This is a genomic window from Imperialibacter sp. (assembly GCF_048007035.1).
Taxonomy (GTDB): Bacteria; Bacteroidota; Bacteroidia; order Cytophagales; family Cyclobacteriaceae; genus Imperialibacter.
This window is the reverse complement of sequence record NZ_CP180355.1, coordinates 6,661,374-6,684,073: the sequence shown is the minus strand read 5'-3', so window position 1 is coordinate 6,684,073 and position 22,700 is coordinate 6,661,374. Positions and strand designations below refer to the sequence as shown.

General features: G+C 46.6%; 11 protein-coding genes. 4 read left to right on the top strand and 7 right to left on the bottom strand.

All coding sequences use genetic code 11. The features are described 5' to 3' along the window. The first annotated feature begins 35 nt into the window (after nt 1–35). The 4 genes from ACMVP2_RS28250 to ACMVP2_RS28235 all read left to right on the top strand — a co-directional run bounded on the left by ACMVP2_RS28250 (nt 36) and on the right by ACMVP2_RS28235 (nt 5,209). A complete protein-coding gene (locus tag ACMVP2_RS28250) occupies nt 36–674 on the top strand; it encodes a peroxiredoxin (RefSeq protein ID WP_339792050.1) in 639 nt (212 codons plus the stop codon). A gap of 176 nt (nt 675–850) precedes the next feature. After that, a complete protein-coding gene (locus ACMVP2_RS28245; RefSeq protein WP_416866104.1) occupies nt 851–3,349 on the top strand; it encodes a PIG-L family deacetylase in 2,499 nt (832 codons plus the stop codon). Between the two features lie 12 nt (nt 3,350–3,361). Then, nucleotides 3,362–3,508, top strand: a complete 147-nt coding sequence (locus ACMVP2_RS28240; protein WP_339792048.1) for a hypothetical protein — start codon at nt 3,362–3,364, stop codon at nt 3,506–3,508. A 15-nt stretch (nt 3,509–3,523) separates the two neighbouring features. Further along, nucleotides 3,524–5,209: a sodium:solute symporter family transporter gene (locus ACMVP2_RS28235; RefSeq protein WP_416866103.1), complete on the top strand. Its 1,686-nt coding sequence runs from the start codon at nt 3,524–3,526 to the stop codon at nt 5,207–5,209. 70 nt (nt 5,210–5,279) lie between these two features. Here the strand turns inward: ACMVP2_RS28235 and ACMVP2_RS28230 are convergent, their stop codons facing one another. The 7 genes from ACMVP2_RS28230 to ACMVP2_RS28200 form a co-directional block, all read right to left on the bottom strand. Then, entirely contained in the window at nt 5,280–6,647 is a 1,368-nt protein-coding gene (locus ACMVP2_RS28230; protein ID WP_339792045.1) for a vanadium-dependent haloperoxidase, read from the bottom strand. 31 nt (nt 6,648–6,678) lie between these two features. Beyond that, complete coding sequence (locus ACMVP2_RS28225; protein ID WP_416866102.1) at nt 6,679–10,062, bottom strand: VCBS repeat-containing protein; 3,384 nt, start codon at nt 10,060–10,062, stop codon at nt 6,679–6,681. Further along, nucleotides 10,059–13,481 (bottom strand): VCBS repeat-containing protein, encoded by a 3,423-nt coding sequence (locus tag ACMVP2_RS28220; protein ID WP_416866101.1) that lies wholly within the window; start codon nt 13,479–13,481, stop codon nt 10,059–10,061. The genes ACMVP2_RS28225 and ACMVP2_RS28220 overlap by 4 nt, the downstream gene beginning before the upstream one ends. 21 nt (nt 13,482–13,502) lie before the next feature. Beyond that, on the bottom strand, nt 13,503–14,072 hold the full coding sequence (locus tag ACMVP2_RS28215; RefSeq protein WP_416866100.1) for a hypothetical protein: 570 nt from the start codon (nt 14,070–14,072) through the stop codon (nt 13,503–13,505). Nucleotides 14,073–14,082: 10 nt separating this feature from the next. Beyond that, a complete protein-coding gene (locus ACMVP2_RS28210; protein ID WP_339791645.1) occupies nt 14,083–17,469 on the bottom strand; it encodes a VCBS repeat-containing protein in 3,387 nt (1,128 codons plus the stop codon). A gap of 130 nt (nt 17,470–17,599) precedes the next feature. Beyond that, nucleotides 17,600–19,189 carry a RagB/SusD family nutrient uptake outer membrane protein gene (locus ACMVP2_RS28205; protein WP_339791643.1) on the bottom strand — a complete coding sequence of 530 codons (1,590 nt, stop codon included), beginning with the start codon at nt 19,187–19,189 and terminating at the stop codon, nt 17,600–17,602. 18 nt (nt 19,190–19,207) lie between these two features. Continuing rightward, nucleotides 19,208–22,186: a SusC/RagA family TonB-linked outer membrane protein gene (locus tag ACMVP2_RS28200; RefSeq protein WP_339791641.1), complete on the bottom strand. Its 2,979-nt coding sequence runs from the start codon at nt 22,184–22,186 to the stop codon at nt 19,208–19,210. Between the last annotated feature and the right edge of the window lie 514 nt (nt 22,187–22,700).

The following is a 22,700-nucleotide window of genomic DNA, read 5'->3' as shown; positions in this document are numbered from 1 at the left end:
ATTCTATCAATTAAGTAGATTAATAAACATCAATTATGGCAACACTAAGACTTGGCGATATAGCGCCGGATTTCAAAGCAGAAACGACAGAAGGGCCTATCAGCTTTCACGAATGGCTGGGCAATGGCTGGGGCATATTGTTCTCGCACCCTGCCGATTTTACGCCGGTTTGTACTACCGAACTGGGAACAACAGCCAAGCTCAAAGGTGAATTTGAAAAGCGGAATGTGAAAGTGGTGGCACTCAGTGTTGACCCACTGGATAGCCACAATAGTTGGATCAAGGATATCAACGAGACTCAAAATACGAATGTGAACTTTCCCATTATCGCTGACGGCGACAGGAAAGTGGCTGAGTTGTACGACATGATCCACCCAAATGCCAACGAGAAGCTGACCGTGAGATCCGTGTTTATCATTGGGCCCGACAAGAAAGTGAAGCTGATGATCACGTATCCGGCTTCTACTGGCAGAAACTTCAATGAGCTATTGAGAGTGATCGACAGCCTTCAGCTAACGGCCAATTATTCAGTAGCTACTCCGGCAAACTGGGAAAGTGGCCAGGAAGTGGTGATCGCACCGGCTATCAGCGATGAAGATGCAGACAAGAAGTTCCCTAAAGGATATAAGAAAGTAAAGCCGTACCTGAGGCTTACTCCCCAGCCTAATTTGTAGGCAAAAGAGGCTAATTTCAACTCATTAAGACAGACCACGGAGGTAATCGCCCTGTGGTCTTTCTTTTGTGCCTAACCTGACGGTTCTGCCACTACTCCTGCTATTTCACCACCCGATTAATTTTCCAAACCTTCCTAACTTTGAGGCGTTTAAGTTGCAAGTTAAACCACCTGTCTATGCGTTTGAAAAAGAGGTTCTTTACCCAACCTATTGTTTTATTCTTTGTTGCCACATTACTCTCCGTTTCTTTACAAGCACAAAAACCAGCACGATACAATGGCGCTGAGCTAAAGCAAATGCTAAAGAAGCTCAATGTGCTGGGTTCGGTTATGTATATCGCCGCACACCCGGACGACGAGAACACGCAGATGATCGCATATATGGCCAATGAGAGGCTGTACCAAACCGCCTATATGGCTTGCACCCGAGGCGATGGAGGGCAGAACCTAATCGGCCCTGAGATTAGAGAGCTGCTGGGGTTAATAAGAACTCAGGAGCTGCTGGCGGCGAGAAGAACCGACGGTGGACAGCAGTTTTTTTCACGAGCCAATGATTTCGGGTACTCTAAGAACCCGGAAGAGACATTTCAAATTTGGGACAGGGAGAAAGTGCTTTCAGACATGATCTGGAACATCAGGAAATTTCGCCCCGACGTTTTGATTACGAGATTCCCACCAGACGGACAGAGCCATGGGCATCACACTGCCTCGGCGATTCTGGCAGTCGAGGCTTTTAAAGCCGCAGCTGACCCAAAGAGATTTCCTGATCAACTGAAATACGTCACCACATGGCAGCCGAAACGCATCCTTTGGAATACTTCCCGATGGTTTTATGCCAACCCGGGAGAGTACGACTCAAAGGATTGGATTGGGGTGGACGTGGGCGCCTATAGTACCTTGCTGGGAAAGTCGTACACAGAGCTATCTGCTGAAAGCAGGAGTATGCACAAGAGCCAGGGATTTGGTGCCACTGGTTCAAGAGGAACAAACGTTGAATACCTTCAACATCTTGGAGGAGAGGCGGCCAAAGAGGATGTGATGGAGGGTGTGGAAACCACCTGGAGGAGGGTGAAGGGTGGCGACAAAGTGGCATTCCATACCGAAAATGCATTTATCAACTTTGACCCCGAAAACCCCACGCTTATTCTTCCTGACTTGATGCAGGCTTATCAGGCATTGAATGGGATAAGTGATGTGTATTGGAGAGAGGTGAAGCAGGAAGAAATAAAAACACTTATCAAGGGCATCACAGGCCTTTTCCTGGAAGCGAGGGCTAATGAATTTGCAGTGACTCCCGGCGACTCAATAAAAGTGAATTTTGAGGTAATCAACCGGTCTCCTGCCACACTTATTCTCAAGGCGCTTGTCGTCAATGCTTTGAATGACCGTGTATCGCTGGATCAGAAACTGGAAAATAACCAGGGGTTTCAACTTGAGAAGAGCTTCGTAATCCCTTCCAGCATGGCCTATTCGCAGCCTTATTGGCTGCGAAAGGAAGGAACAATTGGAATGTATGCTGTGGATGATCAACTAATGAGAGGACTTCCTGAAAATCCGCCTGCTGTAATGGTCAACTATGTCGTGGCTGTTGATGGCCTGGAGTTGGACCTGGAAATGCCTTTGATCTTTAAAAGAAACGATAGGGTAGATGGCGAGGTTTATAGGCCTTTTGTGGTGACACCGCCTGTATTTGCCGACATCAATGAAAAGGTTTACGTGTTTGCCGACAGTGAGCCCAGAACAGTGCAGGTCACAGTGAAGTCTGGCAAGGCTAATATTGAGGGATCTGTTGCCCTTAGTTTACCGAAGGGATGGGAATCGAAACCGGCCAGCCAGCCATTTAACCTGGCGGTGAAGGGGGCAAGTCAGGTGTTTGAGTTTTCGGTAACGCCGCCGAAAAAGCAGGGAACCGGCACAGTGACGGCTGTTGCGACGGTTGGCGGCAAAACTTACAGCAAGGGCCTGATCGAAATCAACTATGCACATATTCCTGTGCAAACGCTCTTTCCTGAATCTTCGGCGCAGGTGGTGAGAATTGACCTTGAAAAGAAGGGGCAGCTTGTAGGCTATTTGATGGGCCCTGGCGATGAGATTCCGGCGAGCCTAAGACAAATTGGCTATACCGTTGATGAGCTTACGGTAGAAGACGTGGCATCGAAGGATTTGCAAAAGTATGACGCCATCATCCTGGGGGTAAGGGCCTTTAATACGATGGATCAGCTTAAGTATGAAAATGAGAAGCTGTTCAAATACACAGAGAATGGTGGAACGGTGATTGTCCAATACCTGACTTCAGGCGGAATGGTTACTGATAAAATAGCCCCTTATCCAATCAAGATTGGGCGGGACAGGGTGACTGTGGAGGAAGCTCCCGTAAGGTTTTTGGATGAAAAAAGCGAAGTGCTCAGCTACCCCAACAAAATCACAGAAAAAGATTTTGAGGGCTGGGTGCAGGAGCGTGGTCTCTACTTCGCATCGGAGTGGGACGATCATTTCAAGCCAGTATTGAGCAGCAACGACCCCGGAGAGGAGCCTCTTTCAGGGGGACTGCTTGTGGCACAGTATGGCAAAGGATATTATGTATATACGGGGTATTCATGGTTTCGGGAGCTTCCTGCAGGGGTTCCGGGTGCTTATCGCCTCTTTACTAACTTGATTTCATTAGGAAAAAAATAACCTACAACTACTGTGATTGAAAAAAAAGAACTTCGGGAGGATGAGATGGATGACGCACCCTTTTTGGGCTCATGGAAGGCCATTTACCTTTTTGTAATGGCATTTTTTGTGGTGCTGATAGGGCTGTTTTACTGGTTCACCGTCACGTATCAATCCTGACCCTAATTCCTACGCATGAGCAACATTGACCTGATTGTATTATTAAGTACCCTTGCGTTCATTGTAGGGTACGGCACGCTGAAATATAAGAGCCACTCCAATATTGACGGCTATTTACTGGGAGACAAAAGTTTTAAATGGGGAACCATAGGGCTGTCCGTGATGGCCACACAAGCCTCAGCCATCACTTTTATTTCGACCCCGGGCCAGGCCTACGAAAGTGGTATGGGTTTCGTACAAAACTACTTTGGATTGCCCCTTGCCCTGATTATCGTTTCTGCAGTTTTCATCCCGATCTACTATAAGCTGAAGGTATTCACTGCTTACGAGTTTTTAGAAAAGAGGTTTGATCTTAAAACGAGACTCCTCGGAGCCTTCCTTTTTCTATTGCAACGAGGCCTGGCGGCGGGTATCACCATCTATGCACCAGCCATTATCATCTCCACAGTGCTCCACTGGGATCTTTCTTATACCATTGTGCTGGTTGGAGGACTTGTGGTCATTTACACAGTAAGTGGAGGAAGCAAGGCTGTTAGCATCACTCAAAAACAGCAAATGGCGGTGATTATGGTTGGTATGTTTGTCGCCTTTGGCATTCTGATTTACCTCATTACCGAGCATATCAGTTTCAAAGAAGCCCTGAGCGTGGCTGGCAACCTGGGTAAGCTGGAGGTGGTGAATTTTTCAACAGATGGCAGTGTGCGTTACACCTTTTGGAACGGTTTGCTGGCTGGTTTGCTTTTGCAAATGTCATATTTTGGTACAGACCAGTCGCAGGTGTCACGTTATCTTTCGGGTAAAAATATTGCGGAAAGCCGGATGGGATTGATGTTCAATGCCATTTTAAAAATACCCATGCAGTTCTTTATCCTGTTTGTGGGGGTAATGGTGTTTGTGTTTTACCAGTACAACCTGCCTCCCGTTCATTTCAAGGTGTCGAATGTTGAAATGATTGAGGGGTCTGCCAAAGCTGACGAATATCTGGCGCTGGAGGCCAGGCATCGGGAAATTTTTGATGAGAAAAAGGAAGCACTTGCCAGTCTTCAGGCTGCTCGCATGGCGGGAGATGAAAATCAGATAGAAGAAAGTGAGTCTTTAGTACGCCAGTATCAGGCGGAGACCGAGGCTACACGACAGGAGGTTAAGGATTTGCTGACGTCTGTGGATGAGTCAACAGAGACCAAAGATTCGGACTATATCTTCTTGTCGTTTATTCTTGAATACCTGCCAGTGGGGGTCATTGGGCTGTTGCTCGCTGTCATATTTTCTGCGGCAATGTCGTCAACGGCTTCGGAACTGAATGCCCTTGCTTCGACCACCACCGTCGATTTCTATATGCGGTTGGTGAAAAAGGATGGGGCCGAAAAACATTTTGTCCATGCGTCGAAGTTCTTTACCGCCTTCTGGGGACTTGTAGCCATTGGCTTTGCCCTTTTTGCTAATCTGGTGGAGAACCTTATTGAGGCTGTGAACATCCTGGGTTCCATATTTTATGGCAGCATTCTAGGCATATTCCTGGTCGCCTTTTTTATCAAGGTTATTAAAGGCCCAGCCGTTTTTTGGGCAGCCGTCATTTCTCAGCTTGTCGTTATAGTGCTCTTCAAAACTACCGACATCGCTTATTTATGGTACAATGTGATTGGTTGCGTCGGTGTTATCGCTCTCGCTTTTGTTATCAACCTTGTTATCAACAAAGACTGATCAAATAAATAAAAAGTCCCGCAATCGAAGAATCGATTGCGGGACTTTTTATCAGTGGGCGACTTATTTACTAATCTTCCTTTTTAGCCTCCGATAATGAGCCTTTTCTGGTCTTCACATTGTCGAGCACCCAACTACCCACTTGCCTGCCCTGGGTAATGCCTTCAGTGATAGCTGGCATGTAGTGAATGCCTCCGTAGAGGCGGCTTATAGCGGCTTCTTCACTAGCTCCAAAGAAGGAATCGAAGCTTCTGGGCTCCAGGCCGTATTCCATCTCGGTGGTATCCTGATAGCTGAATTTTTCGCCGTATAGCTTGGTCAGTACGGAGGCAGCTGCGTTGGAAATAACGCTGTGCCCGCTGGTGTACTCAGGGAAGGGTGGGGTTTGCAGCAAAGGCACCCAATCTTCATCCACAAATTGATTGATAACGGTTTCGGGCCTGATCAGGATACTGCGCCACTTTTCATCCCAGCAAGAAATGAATCCATCGAACAAGCCGATGGTGACCATTGTATACGCCTCGCTCGTTTCCATGAAGTTGGAGTTGGTTTGCTTGGTAGCAATGGCAGTAATGCCCACCCAGTGCCCCCCTGGAGTTATCTTCTTGGTGGCAAACATAGCGTGGCCTTTGTGGTGAGAAACGTAAGGATTACAGTCCCAGAACTTGGCAATGTCAGTTTGCTCCTCGGTGAGGTTAATTCCCGTTTCGTAAACCTCCATAAGCTCCTTATAAAACTGGCTGGTTTTTGCCATGTCGTAAGGAGTGGGTGGTTTCGGTACAAATTGATTACATGAGTCGAGCACCAATGTCCTGATTTTCATCCAGTGTGGTTCAATACCTTCCATGTAGTCAGGGGGTGTTGGCTTCCAGTAGTCGGGGTTGTCCATCACAGTGTATTTAGGAAAGGATCTGGACTGCTTGTAGTTGTCCAGCGCCACCCAATCCATGATATGCTTGGCCATTGTTTCACCATACTCAATGGAGTTGTCAAAAACATCTGAGGGAATATCTGTTTCCTGTATTTTGTTGTAAAGCTTGTTTCTGAAAACGTCCATTTTATCCTCAGAGAATATCAGCGCCTTGCCAACGGTAAGAAAAGCATGTATAGAAGCCAGGTGCAGATCCATTTCTTTGGCAGGGTCTGGCTTCGGAGCTTCGCCCAGGCCGTTTAGTTGGCCAGCCAGCGACTGATAGTCAGGATATTGGTTGACAAGCACTTCGTAGGCCGCAATGTTGGGATACACATAAATACGGCTGGCGACGGGTGGCGAGAAAATATCATGAACGATAATGTCTGTAAGTTTTTTTACAGACGCATGGTAGAGTTCCGGGTCTTTTAGTACCTCCTTGTATTCACCTTTTGATGAATTGCAGCCATTTAGGGTCAAACCTATAACAACCGCACAGCATGTTCCTAGTAAAAAACGTTTCAACATCACTTTCTCCTTTGTTCTTCTGGGTGCAAAATTAAAAAATATTCTCAACTGAATTGTTCAACATGTAAATGACGGGCTTATCGTTGTTTCTTGCAATGACGAAAAGCAGTTTTCCGGGAAAATGTAGCGTTTTGATGTCTTTTATCTCACCGGCGACCTTTAACCCACTTTTTCTGGCGCTCACAGAGGAGAACTTACCTTTTCCGTCCCCCAGAAGCACCAGGCCCTGGCTGGCGTCGTAAGTTCCAAAATAGGGGGAGCTGCTGAAGCTGTTTCCACCCAGCATTATGTCGACATGCCCGTCACCATTGAGGTCAGCTGTTTCGATAGCTGCAACGGGAGCAAACTGCGCTTCTACAGGCAAGGCATGAATGGTAAAGCCCTGATTGTTGATGTTTTCAACCCAAACGGACTGAAAGTTAGTAGCCTGTAGGTGCAGGCTGTTGTTCAGTGCCGTTTCTCCAAAAATTTCCTCTACCGTTTTGCCCGCAAAGTCTGCATGTTTTACGAAATTCTTTTTCAAAGAGGGAATTTGCTTGATCAACTCGTCTTTGGTGTTCACGGTGAAAACTCCTTGCGGTGTCGAGTAACAAAGAACCTGATCCAGTGAGCCGTTATCATCAAAGTCGTTGCTGTAGAGATGCATTGGAAACTCCAGCGTTGCTTTGTGACGGCTGTTTGTTCCAAGATTACCAACGATAAAATCAGTGTCACCGTCGTTGTCTATGTCACTTAATTCCAAAGAACTCCACCAGCCATTGGAATGCGACAGTCCTTCGAAATAGAGCCTGGTCAGCTGCCCCTTGTTGTTACCATAAATGGCGATAGGCATCCACTGCCCAACGACAACAAGCTCAGGATAAGTATCGCCGTTAAGGTCGATCCACTGTGCGTCGGTTACCATGCCCACCTCGCCCAGGGCAGGAGCGATGTCAGCGGTTGTATCGGTGAATTTGCCCGTACCATCATTGAGTAGCACATAACTGAGAGGCAGCGCACCGTACTGCCCGGGCACTACCCGTCCTCCAACAAATAAGTCCTGGTCGCCATCCTGGTCAATGTCGGCGGCAGCGGCTACCGAACCATGCTGATAGGCATCTGGCAGCCCGTTGCTCTGATCCGTAAATCCTCCAGCTCCATTGTTGATCAAGAGCCTGTCCTTTAGATTACTATTTCGTGGAGAGAACTCGTTGCCTCCTGAAACGATATACAGATCCGGAAGACCATCCCCATTGGCATCAAAAAAGAGGCAATTGGTTTCCTCCATCCTCATGTTGTCGACCTGGCGAGGAAGGAGTAAGGTCGAAAAGGTGGAGTCGCTGGCCGAAATGAAGAAAGAGCCTAATGCACCGGATGCATTACCAATGTAGAAGTCGTCCCTTCCGTCTGCGTTAAAGTCCACTACTGCTACTTTGGGGCCTTCTTTGGAAACCAGGTGAGGGATAAGAAATTCTCTATTGAAATCATTGAAATTGTTTTCTTTGTGAGTGAAGTCGATACCCAGGCTATCAGTTACGTCTGTCAACAAGGGGTGTTCTTGTCGGTCAACGGCACGGTAAAACAACTTGGCTTCAGTTTCGTCAAGCTGAATTGACCTGTTAACTTCCACCTTTGTCAGAAGCTGCGTTTTTCCGCCAGGCCAAACCACCCTCAACGAGTCAAGTGTTTTGATCTCCCCAAGGCCGAAATGTACCCATGGACTCACGGAAGATTGAAAACCTCTGGCAACAAAATTTTCCTGATAAAAGACTTTACCACCTGCGTACGCAAACAATTTGGCGCCTATCCCAAATGTGTTTTTCCCCTTACCCAGTGGAATTACCTTTAAATACGACTGTTTTGTTTTGCTTGCCGACTCAGCCGTAGTGTTTCTATACAAGGAAGCGACCTCATTGATGTTGTTGACTATGAGGTCAAGGTCGCCGTCATTGTCAAGGTCGGCGTAGGCGGCACCGTTGGATAGGGAAGGAGTTATCATTCCCCACTGGTCGCTCACATCGGAGAAAGTCAGGTCTTTGTTGTTTCGGAACAGGTAGTTGTGCACTGCGCCGTCAGGCATTTCATCCACCAGTCGGCGATCACTCAAAGTTGGATTATTGACGAGCCCGTCTCTCAAGTCTCTATTTGAAAGGAAGTTGATGTAGTCCATATCATTGGGCCTCCTTTTGATACCGTTCGATATGAACAGGTCTTTGTAACCGTCATTGTCGTAGTCGGCGAGCAGGGGAGCCCAGCTCCAGTCTGTGGCGTGAATACCAGCCAGCTGCCCGATCTCGGAAAAGCTGGGCAGCCCGTCGCTTTGGATACCGTTGTTGAGCTGGAGTGCATTTCTGGTAAACTGCCGACCATACCCAAATTTGAGCTTGAGACTGTAGATTTCGTATGAGTCGTCACCGGCTGATCGCTTGATAATTTCTTCGTCCTCAGGGAGCATGTCCAGCGAGATGATATCGATCAGGCCGTCGTTGTTGTAGTCTGCCAAATCATTCCCCATGGAGAATCGGCTGGTGTGCCCAATTGTCTGCGCTATTGACTCAGTAAAGCTGACCAGCCCAAGCGTGTCCATCCCATTGTTGATGTACAGGTAGTCGTTTTCATTGAAGTCATTGGATACGTAGATGTCTGGCCAGCCATCGGCGTTGACGTCACTGATGCCAACCCCCAGGCCATAGCCGATATTGCTTGAATAGATACCAGCCTGTTTGGTCACACTGGTAAACTTCCCATTGTCATTTTTGAAAAGCCTGTCTCCGGCGTTTCCATCGTCGTATTTGCGCAGTGTAGCCCTCCCGTAACTTCGTTCGGTGTGCACCGAATGATTCAGCAGATAAGCATCGAGATCGCCATCGAGGTCGTAGTCGAAAAAGGCGGCCTGCGTGCTGAATCCGCTGAAATCCAAACCATACACGGATGCCTTTTCGGAGAATGTAAGGTCTCCGTTGTTAATAAAGAGCTGATTGGAGCCCTCAATACCCTTGTATTTACCCAGTCGGCATTGGTAAATATCGAGAAAGCCGTCACCGTTGATGTCAACCATGGTCACGCCGGTTTTCCATGCGCCTGAGGCTGCCACGCCAGCTTTGTCAGTAATGTCCTCAAAAGTCCAGTCACCTTTGTTGATGTAGAGCTTATTGTCTTCCTGATTGGCAGAAAAGTAAATGTCCAGCAGTCCGTCATTGTTTACATCGCCAATGGCGACACCGCCTCCGTTGTAGAAGTAGAGGTAATCTATGAGGTTGAATTCTTCGTCTTCTGTAAGGGTGTTGGAAAAGGCAATATTCGTTTGGTCATGTGAAGCTGCTTCAAACAAATGAGTGGCCTTAGGCTGCCCATCGTTGCAGCCTGAGAATAGCAGGAGACAAATACAAATCAGGCCTGGTAGCCCATATTTTGGATGACGCAGGTACAGCATCATTTGTTAATTTCGATTGTTTTCTGCGGAATAATGACAGAGGTTGGATGGTAGACAAACATTTGCAGCGCATCATTGTTGTTGGCTACGAGGAGCATTTGCTGGCTTCCTACCTTCATGAAGGCCATTTCCCTTGCCTGGCCTATTAATAGGAAGCCCGATTGTTTGGCTGAAATGTTTTTGAAGCCTCCCTGCCCGTTGCCTTGAAGCATCACACCATAACTTGCATCGTATCGGCCAACCTCAGGTTTAGTATCATAAAGATTACCTGCTAAAAGAATATCCGTTGACCCGTCCTGGTTAAAATCGTTGGCAAGAATAGAGTAGATTGGTGAAAACTGGGCTTCCTGTGGCAGTTTCACGATTTCAAAGCGCCCATTCGATTTATTAATAAGGGCCACTGATTCCAGCATATTTGCAGTAAGCCTGGAGGCATTCGCTAATTCCTCAGTGGTAAAAATGTCTTCCATTTTCTGTCCTTTGAAGTTTTCGTACTTCAGGTATTTCTTTTTAAGACCCGGTAGTTGCATCACCAGGTCATGCTTAAGTGCCACGGGATACGAGAAATCACCATTATACTGAGTCAGTATTTGCTCCAATGAGCCATTTTGATCGAAGTCGCTCAAAAAGAGGTTGATGGGCTTTTGAACTGAGGCTTTGAACCTGGAGTTCAGTCCGTGATTGCCCACGATGAAATCGGGGAGCTCATCACCATTGAGGTCGGCCATTTCAATGGCGTTCCACCAACCTTCAGTATTCGCAAAGCCAGCTTCGGTAGAGGTATTGGTAAACTTTCCGCCATCGTTTCTGAAAAGGTTTATTGCCATCCATTCTCCGACAACCAACAAATCCTGGTCACCGTCTGCGTCAATGTCTGACCAAACGGCGTCAGTAATCATTCCGATATTTTTGAGACCAGGAGCTATTGTGCTGCTAACTTCTTGGAAATTTCCCTGACCATCGTTTTGCAGGAGATAACCATTGCCGGGCACTCCATAGAAATAGGGCTTTGTTCTTATGCCAACAAACATGTCCATGTCACCGTCGCCATCATAGTCAGCTACGTTTACGGTTGAGCTACTTTCAAATTTATTGGCTGGGAGTACCTGGGCAGTTCTTTCAAAGCTGCCACTGCCTTTATTTATATAAAGACGATCGGATAGGGAAGGGGAGCTGTTTGTTACTTCACTGCCTCCGCTGGCCACATACAGGTCATTCTTACCATCGCCATTGGCATCAAATATGGCACAATCTACGTCTTCAGCGCTCTTATCTTTTTCAAAAGTCAGCTTGCTCTCCGACCGAAAGGTTCCGTCGGGTTTCTGGATAAACAGTTCGCCGGCCATTTCTCGTGCGCCACCGATAAACACATCTTCTCTTCCATCGCCATTTACGTCGCCTTTACACATGCATGGTCCCTCTGTCGACAACATGTGAAAGATCAGCCTGTCTCTATCGAAATCGACGAATAAGTTCTCTTTGTGCTGGTAGTCTATACTTGCCTTTACCTGATCGGCAGCAACGGCCTCAAACATCGTTTCACGTGAATTTGGAGCAGTTTTCATCTGATGGTTTTGTGAGGGAACTCCATCTTTCTGGCTAAGAGTCAGTGTCTGCCTGGTGGGTACATCTGTCAGTATACTAGCCGACCCATCTGGCCATTGCACAATCACCGAGTCGGCTTTGGAGGCCTTGCCCAATCCAATATTAGGGCGAAAGTCGACGGTTGACTGAAACCCTCTGATAGGCATTTGCTCGATATAGTGCCTGTTTCCTCCGGCGACGACAGTTATTTTGGTCCCAGTGGCAAATGTATTGTTTCCAACACCTTCCAATTTGAATTTCAAAAAACCATTGTCAGGGTTGAAATCTTCGTTTTTATTTTCATACAGGAATATCGGCATGTTCACATTGTTGACCACGAGGTCAAGATCACCGTCGTTGTCCAGATCACCATACGCCGACCCATTGGAGAAACTGGGCTGGCCCAACCCTAACTCTTTGGCTTTGTTGGTGAAAGAATAATTCTCGTTGTTCATGAAGCCATAGTTAGGCACAGCCTGAGAAGGTATCAATTCCACCAGCTGCTTGTAGTCAACTCCTTCCGACGAGATAATACGCTGAATCGTACTCTCTTCGGTAACAAACTTCAGAAAATCCTGATTGGTCAGGTCCTGATAAATGCCGTTGGCAACAAAAATATCTTTATAGCCATTATTGTCGAAATCGAAAATAAGCGCCCCCCAACTCCAGTCTGTAGCCGACACATTGGCCAGTCGCCCAATCTCACTAAAAGTATCGTCTCCGTTATTTAACTGGAGCATATTTCTGTTGAATTGGTGCCAGTATCCGTTGTCAAGGTTGAGTTTGTATTTGTCCCAGTTTTCGAACGTGGTAACGGTTTTGATCCGTTCCTCGGCTTCAGGCAGCATATCGGTAACGAAGATGTCGGAGTAGCCGTCGTTGTTGATATCGGCAAGGTCAGCGCCCATCGACGCAGCGCTAATGCTCCTCATTTCTGATTCAAGCACCTCTCTAAAGCTGCCATTTCCGTTGTTCAGGTAAAGATAGTCCCTTTCAAAAAAGTCATTGGAAACATAAATGTCCAGCCAACCGTCTTTATTGATGTCGCCAATGGTAACGCCAAGTCCAAACCCGATGACGCTGCCGTAAATACCGGCTTCAATGCTCACGTCGCTATAGTGGCCGTCATCATTTCTAAATAGCTTGTCGCCGCCTACATCATCTCTTATAGGTCGCTCGTTTTTTCGAAGGTTGAAGCTTCCTATTGCCTGATAGGAGTTATTGAGGAGGTAAAGATCCAGATCGCCGTCGTTGTCGTAGTCGAAAAAGGCCGCATGAGTTGAAAACCCCTGATCCGCTATTCCGTATTCTTCAGCGCTTTCTTTGAAAACAGGAAGCCCTTCCGCATCAGGTCCCAGGTTAATAAACAGTTCATTTTGTTTATTGTCGCCCTTTATATCGCCTGAGTTGCAAACATAGATATCTATAAGGCCATCGCCATTAACGTCGGCAAGACTTACGCCAGTAGACCACGCCTTTGTTCCAGCTACACCTGCTGTCTTCGTTACGTCTTTGAAGTTGAAGTTACCCTGGTTAAGGTATAACTTGTTAGGCAACATATTGGCGGTCAGGTAGATGTCAATCAGCCCGTCGTTGTTCATGTCACCCAAACCTACACCACCTCCGTTGTAGTAGTTCCTATAGGTATATATGTTAAATTCTTTGGTGAAAGTCAGGTTATTTTCAAAGTCAATACCGCTTTCGCTGCTTTTCACTGTTCTGAAGAGGGTAGGAGCCGCATTGTCCAATTCCGACTGACAGGCGATAGTAAACACCAGTGTGATGATGGAAGCCACACGGGTAAGGAAAAAACTCTTCGCTGTTTGATATTTGGTCATTTTACCGTCTTTTGAAGGGGGCTAATTCTCTTTCTGTTTTTCTAATTCTGTGATCACTCTCATGTCTGAAAATACAGCTTGCACAAACTGGTCGTCTCTGATAAACAAGTTGATTCTCCGGCGCCCGTCGATTTTTGCATACACTTTGCCCTGATTCGGATGATTAATTACCTGAAAACCGTCGCCGTACCAGACCTTAAATTGTTCGTACATCTCTTCCAGCAGAACTTCCGACCAGTATTGTTTATTCCACGGTGCCCAGGCCTCATAGGTGAAGGTTACGGGCATCTCATATATTTTTTCCTCGTGAAACGACGGGTAGAACCTCATGATCACAGGAGCCTTGAATTCATTTTTTAGTTCGTATTGTACGCTTGTTGCTCCCGTACCATGGGCAAAAAGCTTTTTCTGATTCATTTCAGCGCAATACCGGAAGAACTCTTTGCGATCCATGCCAAAATGGAAGCCCAGGAAGAGGCTGTCATAGTTTTCTTTCTTGTTATTGCTGCCAACCGAAGAATCGCATGAAAAAAACAATGTGGCACCTAAAAACATGCAGGTAGCTATTGCACCAATTGATCTAAATTTCATTTTTATCATCTTAATAACTATAAAACTCCGGGACGTCATTATTTTTCCCTATTACTATCATTTTTTGGTTTCCCACTTTGATTTTTTGTGCTGACCTGATTTCTCCTTTGGTATGTATGCCGGACTCAGCGCCTCTCACAGTGGTCAGGGTTCCTTTGCCGTCACCCTTAAGCATCAAGCCATAGCTGGCGTCATAAATCCCTGTTTCCGGCTTTGCTCTGTATTGATTGCCACCCAAAAATACATCCAAATGGCCGTCATTATCAAAATCCTCAACAAGCAGGGTGTATACAGGAGCAAATTGAGCCTCCAACGGAAGCGGTTGCGAGCTAAACTGGCCATTGCCTTTGTTGAGAAGTAACTGAGAGGAGAGGTCATTGACTTGCAGAATGATGGAATTTGAAATTTGCTCTGAAGTAAACGCTTCATCCATGCCCTGGCCAACGTAGTTTTTGAATCGCAGGTATTTCTTTTTCAGTGCAGGTATTTGCATCACCATGTCTGTTCTCATGACCAGCGGCAGCTCCTTACCGCCGTAATAGCGGGTAAGTATTTGCTCCTTAGAACCGTTTCTGTCAAAGTCATTGATATACATCGAAATAGGCTCAAGCTGACTTGCTTTGAACCTCGAGTTCAAGCCGTGGTTGCCCACTACAAAGTCAATCAGACCGTCTTCATTAAAATCACCGGCAGCCACAGCCTGATACCAGCCACCGGAACCAGTCAAGCCAGACGTATTAGAGGACTCAACAAATTTCCCATCTCGGTTGAGAAAAACCCTTATTGGCATCCAGTCTCCAACTACCACCAGATCCACTGCTCCATCGTTGTTCACGTCGCTCCAAAGCGCATCGGTGATCATACCTATGCTGTTGAGATCTGGTGCAAATTCAACGGTGACATTCTGGAATATACCTTGGCCGTCGTTGTTGAGAAGGTAGCCATTTTTTGGTTCTCCATAAAACCCTGGCGTCATCCGCACGCCCACAAAAAGATCAGTGTCCCCGTCATTGTCATAGTCCATCGCACTTACCACCGATGTGCTTTCCAATTTGGTGCCGGTAGGCAGAATTTGCTGGCTTTTTTCAAACTGGCCCTTTCCGGTGTTGATATAGAGCCGGTCAACTAGTGAAAGAGAAATGTTGGGCACTTCGTTGCTACCACTGGAGACATATAAATCGGGCAAATTGTCTCCATTGGCATCGAAAAACACGCAGTCGGTATCCTCGGCTTCTTTGTCGCCATCAAAAAGCTGACTCAATGTTTCCTGGAAGTTGCCGTCTTTGGTTTGTTTGAACAGCCTGCCACCTTGCCCTTTCGCACCTCCGATGTAGAAGTCGTCCCGGCCGTCGCCATTGATGTCGGCCACACAAGTGCAGGGCCCTTCATTGGAAAGCATGTTGAATAGGAGGCGCTCCTTATCGAAATCTACAAACGAACTTTCGATATGCTTGAAATTCACTCCCTTAGGGGAAGTTTCCCGGGTGAATATCGTTTTATGTGGACCGCTAGTTGCCGCATTTGGTTTTCTTATTCCCTCTGCCTGGAAGAACTCAACTGTTTTGTCGGGGGAGAGATTTGTCGCTACAGAAATCGTTTCATTGGGCCATTCCACCACCAGCGAATCGATCATATCGATTGCGCCTAGTCCGAAATGCAAACGATAGTCGACTGACGACATGAACCCTCTCATGGGAGAAAGCTCCTGATAAAACACCTGGCCTTTGCTAAAGAGTGTTACTTTTGAGCCCACGGCAAAGTAGTTTTGTTGTTCGCCACGCAGCGAGACGGTCAGACTGTGATTTTCCGGGTGCTGTCCTTTGGTGTTGTTTCTATACACAAAGGCAGGCATGTTCACGTTGTTGAGTACGAGGTCCAGGTCTCCATCGTTGTCGAGGTCACCATAGGCAGAGCCATTGGAAAAAGAGGGCAGGTCTAGCCCCCACTGGCTGGCAAAGTTTTCGAAATGCAGGTTGTTGATGTTTTTGAAAGCATAGTTAGGCACCTTGTTGGAAGGAATAGAGTCTATTAGCTGCTTAATCACATTGTTTTTTTGCCGAAGGATACTCCTTACTACCTCCGGATCTCCGATGAAATTGACATAGTCCTGATCAAGCAGGTCTTTGCCAATGCCATTGGCAACGAAAATGTCTTTTAATCCATCGTTATCCATGTCAAAGATCAGCGCACCCCAACTCCAGTCGGTGGCATGTGTACCTGTTAGTCTTGAAACTTCGGAGAAGCTAAGTTTTCCGTCGGGCCCGATGCCGTTGTTAAGCTGAAGCACGTTTCGGCTAAATTGGTGGTAGTATCCCTGATCGACACTTACCTGATATTTGTCCCACTTTTCGAACTGTGTGGTGGTTTTAAGCCTGGCATCGCCCTCCGGGAGCATCTCCGTTACAAAAACCTCTGGTAGGCCGTCGTTGTTGATATCGGCCATGTCGGCACCCATCGAGCCCATGCTGAGCTCCCTGATGTAACTTTCGAGGTCTTCAGTGAAAGTGCCATCCTGGTTGTTGATATAGAGGTAATCTTTTTCAAAAAAATCGTTCGAAACGTAGATGTCTGACCAGCCATCTTTGTTAAGGTCACCAATGGTCACACCAAGTCCAAACCCAATGGCACTGGTGTAAATGCCGGCTTGCTGACTTACATTGGTAAATTTCCCGTCATCGTTTCTGTAGAGCTTGTTTCCACCATCCAGGTCGGGAATATTACGCTGCCCTTTTCGCAGGTCATAGCCGCCTACAGTCCGGATGCTGTTATTCAGAAGGTATAAATCGAGGTCGCCGTCTTTGTCATAATCGAAAAAAGCTGCATGAACGGAGAGCCCGATATCTGCTAACCCGTAAGCCATAGCCTGGTTAGTAAAATGCGGGCCGTTAACGGTATCTCCGTCGTTGATCAGCAGCTCATTGCTTCGATTGGGGCCTCCCGATGGCCCGGACTTGCAGAGGTAAATATCCAGCCAGCCGTCTGCGTTGATATCGACCAGGCTTACACCAGTTGTCCATACTTCCTCGCTTGTAATACCAGCTTTGTCCGAAATGTCATCAAACTTAAAATTGCCTTTGTTGAGGTAGAGCTTATTGTCCACCAGATTGCCTGAGAAAAATATGTCGATGAGTCCGTCATTATTGACATCGCCAAGGCCGACGCCGCCACCGTTGAAGAAATTTCTAAACGTGTAGGGGTTGAGTTCTTCAGTGTAGGTTAGTTCATTGTTAAATTCGATGCCTGTGGAACTGGCATCAAGAAGCGAAAATAGGGGAGTGGTCTGGGTTGGCGCTTTTGCAGCCTGGTTGCAGCCATTTAAAAATGCTGCAATCAAGATAAGATAAATAAATGTCGACTGAATTGATTTCACTTCCCCTCTGTCTGAAATAAGTTGCAAATTAAGCAATTGGCTATTGCCATGCGTTTTTTGGTGAAAGGAATGCTAAAAAATAGGACTCCTGAGCAACCAGCTCAGGAGTCCATATTTTTTGGATGATTTCCAGGCTTAGGAAATCGCCCTGATTTAATTAATTATATCCCGGGTTCTGAACCAACTTATCGTTCGAATCAAGCTGTGGTTGAGGAATTGGGAAGATAATTTCATGAGTGTCCGCAGGATCAGCTGCTTTCGCCCACCACGCATCATGCCATTTTCCGAAACGGATTTGATCCTGACGACGGCTCATTTCCACATACATTTCTCTTCCTCTTTCGTCGAACAACAAGTCGTCGGTCAAAGTAGTGTATGGATCCACACCAGCTCTTTCACGGATTTGGTTAACAAGCACAAGAGCCTCAGCTGTATTGCCCATTCTGTACTTGGCTTCTGCCAAAGAAAGAATGATGTCTCCTAATCGGAAAATAACGAAGTCGTTGCTCATGTTGTTGGTACCACCACGCTCAATTTCGTATTTACCAATTCTGGCACCACCTTGTCTCCATCCGTTGGGGAATAACTCATTCAAAGCAGGCGTGAAAGTAAGATCCGGACCGTCAGGGTCAGCGGCATCCACTCCCGGATCCTGTGTTCTCGTGCCATCAGGATTGAATTGCGGACCAACAAGGAAGTTAGACAAACGGTCATCCTGAGTACCAGTAGAAGGCTCCAATGCCAAGCCAGCCCAAACATCTCCCTGAGGGCCAGGGTTCTTTACCGGATCGATATAAGAATTGTAAAACTCTTCTACAGTTTGGTAACCATTCCAGGGCTGCTGAGTCAAGCTGAAAGTAGTTTGACTAGCAAGGTGCAGGGTCATCATTACCCAGTTAAAGCCGCCAGCAAATACCTTGTCATAAGGATATACATAGATGTTTTCTCCAGAATTCTGATTACTGATGGCGAAGTTATCTGAGTAAACCGGCTCCAGTGAGTAAAGCCCGCTGTTGATGATCTGCTCCGCTGCATCAGCTGCTTTGGCCCATTGGGCTGTTCCAGTATATACTTCAGCGTTGAGGTACATCTTTGTCTTGATCGAAAGGGCAGCCCATTTGGTCATCCTTCCATACGTTGCCGCTGTTTTCTCGGTAGGGAGCAGACCAATTACCGCATCAAGCTCAGACTCGATAAAATTGTACACTTCCTGTCTTGTAGCATTTGCCGGAGGATCAGTATCAGTGAAGTCTGTTACCAGAGGCACATTACCGAAAGAGTCCATGGCCCAGTAGTACCAGAGGGCTCTGATGGCTCTCAACTCCGCAATAAATGCGTCAGCTTGCGGTGTTCCTAACTGCTCAAATGAGTAGATCAAGCGGTTCGTGGTGTTAATACCACCATAGATCATGCCCCAGGCACTATTGAACAGGCCGTTGTTGGCAGGGAAGTTGTGCTCATGAAGCTGAATAAGTACACCACCATCGTACCAGTCACCACCTTTTTGGCTAATTGCAATTTCATCAGATGAAATTTCATTGATTGACCAAAGGTTAAAGTGGTTGCCCAGTCCGCCAAAGGCTGAATAAGCCTGACCAAGTGCTGCTATGAACTCCTCTTCATTTTTGAAGAAGTTGTCTGCAGTAATATCGCTATATAACTCTTCTTCCAGGTCGGTACAAGACTGACTAAAAACTGTCAATCCCAGCCCAACTAAAAGAATACGTCTTAAGAATGATTTTTTCATTTTTTAATTCTTTAAAGTTTAGAATCCAAGATTGATGCCGAAAGTAAATATGCGAGTGGTAAAGTAGGTCACCCTTCTTTCAATTCCGGGAGCCAAAGGATCATCGTTGTTGTCGTTCGAATCGTCAAAAGAGTCAACAAACCTTACTTCAGGATCAATGCCCGTGTACCCTGTAACAACAAATGGGTTCTGCGCTGATAAATAAACTCTAAAGTTACTAAAAGCACTACCAGGAGCCAGATTAACCCTGTATCCAACCGTAGCGTTGTCCAGCTTGATAAAATCTGCTTTCTCCACGTGGCTGCTGTTTACCTTGGCATCTTTGATTTCCGGATCGAAGTACTTGGTGTTCACCACATTGTAGTTATCTGTTGTGGTACCTTGAGTGTTCTCATAGAAACCTCTATAAGAGTTGTAAAGGTCATGACCCACCGCACCTCTGAAGAACAAGTTCACGTCAAAGTTTTTATAGGTGAACGAGTTGTTGAATCCGAAAGTAAAGGCAGGTAGTCCGTTACCAACTACTGTTCTATCGTCATCGCAATCACAGAAAGTGCCGTCGCCATCGATATCTTTGAATTCCGGTGTGCCGTTATCGAGGATACCTACTTGAACAGGTCCCCAAAGCTGACCTAGTTTTTCGCCCTCTTTAACACGAACAAGGTTAGTAGCATTCTGGCCAGGAGATCCCATATTGGCTCTGTAGAGAACACCACCACTACCGAAGCTCAAGTCGCCAGAGGTCAAGCTAACCACCGTAGTGCTAAAGGTTGAGAAGTTGATACCGGGTGTCCAGCTGAAGTCGGAGGTGTTCACAGCCGCATAGTTGAACGCTGCTTCAAATCCAATGTTCTCCAACTCACCAATGTTTACGAGGGTCTGTCCAAACAAGTTGGGTGGCACAGGAACGTTTACAAGTAGGATAAGGTCTTTGGTATTTCTTTTGTAGAAGTCCAAAGTACCGGTAAGTCTGCTATCAAGGGCAGCAAAATCTAAACCGAAGTCAATCTCATTTTTGGTCTCCCAGGCAAGATCAGGATTTGCATTGGATACAGGGCCGTAAGAAGGGACATAAGCTCCATCGATAAAGAAGTTGCCCTGACGCCCGAATCTCTGCAGGGATGCATAAGACTGGCTTGGTTGGTTTCCAGTAATACCCCAGCTAGCTCTGAATTTCAAGCTGTTAACACCAGGGAGGTCAAACAGATTTGAAAGCGTAACACCACCGCTTACGGCAGGGAATAAGCCCCACTTGTTGTTAGCTCCAAACCTGGTAGATCCTTCGTAACGAGCACTTGCTGAAAGGAAATAAGTGCCCTGATAGTTCATGTTGGCCCTGCCAAAAAACGCCACCAGTTTGTTGGAGTTTTTGTAACTTGAGATGGTGCCAAGTCCATTGGCAAAGTCAAGTGCAGCTCCCATATTGTTGTAGGTAAAAGCATCAGTCAGGAAGTTGCCACCCTGCATGTAATTGCCTTCGTTCTGGAAGTCCTGGTAAGAATAACCACCCAATAGAGCGATGTTGGCATCACCTGCTGAGATGTCGTAGTTAACTGTTGTTTCGAAGAGTTCGTTGAACCTATCGTTGCGTGAGATATCAGCGAGACCAGACCTGCCGAACCCACCACCAAACTTAGCGGTTTTAGGAGAATAATTGCCTCTCCAGTCACTTTCCCACTGGCGAGAGTAGAACACGGCCGTTCTAAAGTTACTTGTGAAATTGTATTCGCCACGGATGCTTGTCAACAAACGAGTGTCTTTGCCATCGTGAATATTCTGCTCAGCAATAGAAAGAGGGTTGTACCAGTCGAAAATGTCCCTTTCTGCATAACCGGCAAAGTTACCACCAGCAGTAGGGCTGGTTGTGGTGTTGTCGTAGATAGGCATCGTTGGGTTGGTAATAATGCCATAACGGAATGAGTTGGCATCGCCATAAGTGGCATCCTTCGACGTGGACGAAATGTTCACAGTGAAAACTGCCTTGTCGTTCAGCGCCTTTTGAGTAAGGTTCAATCGGCCATTAAGCTGCTGGAAACCAGAGTTGATGCCCACGCCTTCTGCATCACGTACGTTTAGCGATGCACGGTAGGTAGTGCTGCTTGTTCCTCCACCAAGTGACAGGTTGTGCACTTGAGAATAGGCTGTTCTTGTAAGGATATCGAGCCAATCTGTATCCGATCCAAGGTCGATGGCACCGGGAAGTTTCCTATATTCAGCGGCGTCCATTACGGGGATGGTTCTGGCCACACTTTCCATGGCAATGGATCCGTTGTATTCAACAGATACTTTGCCAGCTTTACCAGTTTTCGTAGTAATAAGGATTACACCACTGGAACCTCTCGTTCCGTAGATCGCAGCTGCAGATCCGTCTTTCAAAACGTCGATAGAAGCAATGTCGTTAGGGTCAACTGTGTTTAGCGAACCGCCGATCACACCATCGATAACAACAAGCGGCTCAGCATTGGCACCCACAGTGGACACACCTCTCAGACGGATTTTAAAGCCGCCGTTGGGGTCACCACCAGGTCTTACCACGTTCAAACCAGCCACTTTGCCCTGTAGAAGCTGAGCGGGGCTGTTTACTGTTCCTTTATTAAAGTCTTCGGCTTTTACACTAGTTACTGAACTAGTGATCTCTTTTTTGTCCTGAGTACCGTAGCCCACCACTACCACTTCACTAAGTGACTGCACGTCAAGCTCAAGGGCAGCATCAATTACTGCTCTGGAACCCACAGCAACCACCTGGGGGGTGTAGCCAACAAAAGAAAAAGAAATAGAAGCATTTGCACCCACACTAATGGTATAGTTTCCATTAATGTCTGTGACTGTACCATTGGAGGTTCCAGCCTCCAAAATGTTAACACCCGGCAAACCCTCTCCGGATTCCGCATCTGTTACCTTTCCGCTGACTTGTCTGTCTTGCGCCAGCACCTGACCCACTGTCAGTGCCACAAGACAAACTACAGGGAAAACGTACTTCAGTAGTCGTTGTCTCATAAAAATGTAGTTTAATAGTTGTTTGGTAAAACTTGTTTAAAGTGATCTTCACGTCCGTTTCGGGACTGCCGAAATATAGCCACACATGCAAAAGCACGAAGAGCAAATGTTGCGATAGTCCTTTTTAGACGGGTGAAAATCCTTACAATTTTCTTAAAAAAAATCAATTTAGCTAAAATATAAGGCTAAAAAGATTCAATCAAAAACGTTTTTGTTGTCATTATAGTAATGTAATCGTTTGCGAAAACGTTTCCGTAAATGCTCGGTGAAATCTTGGAAAAGTATAATTGGCAATAGAACTTGTACTTTGTTGAGTAATTCTCAAAGGTGGTTTTGATTCATTTGGAAAACCTCAAGTTTTCAGCTTTCCAAGCCCTCAAAGGAGAGGAACTCGAGCAGTGCCAGCGGCAGATACCTGAAAAGGAGATAGACCAGGTACTTTGCATGCGATTGGCTGCGTATATCGCTACCGATGGTCATCGCAGGTTATGTGCTGCTGATTGGAAGAGTTGGA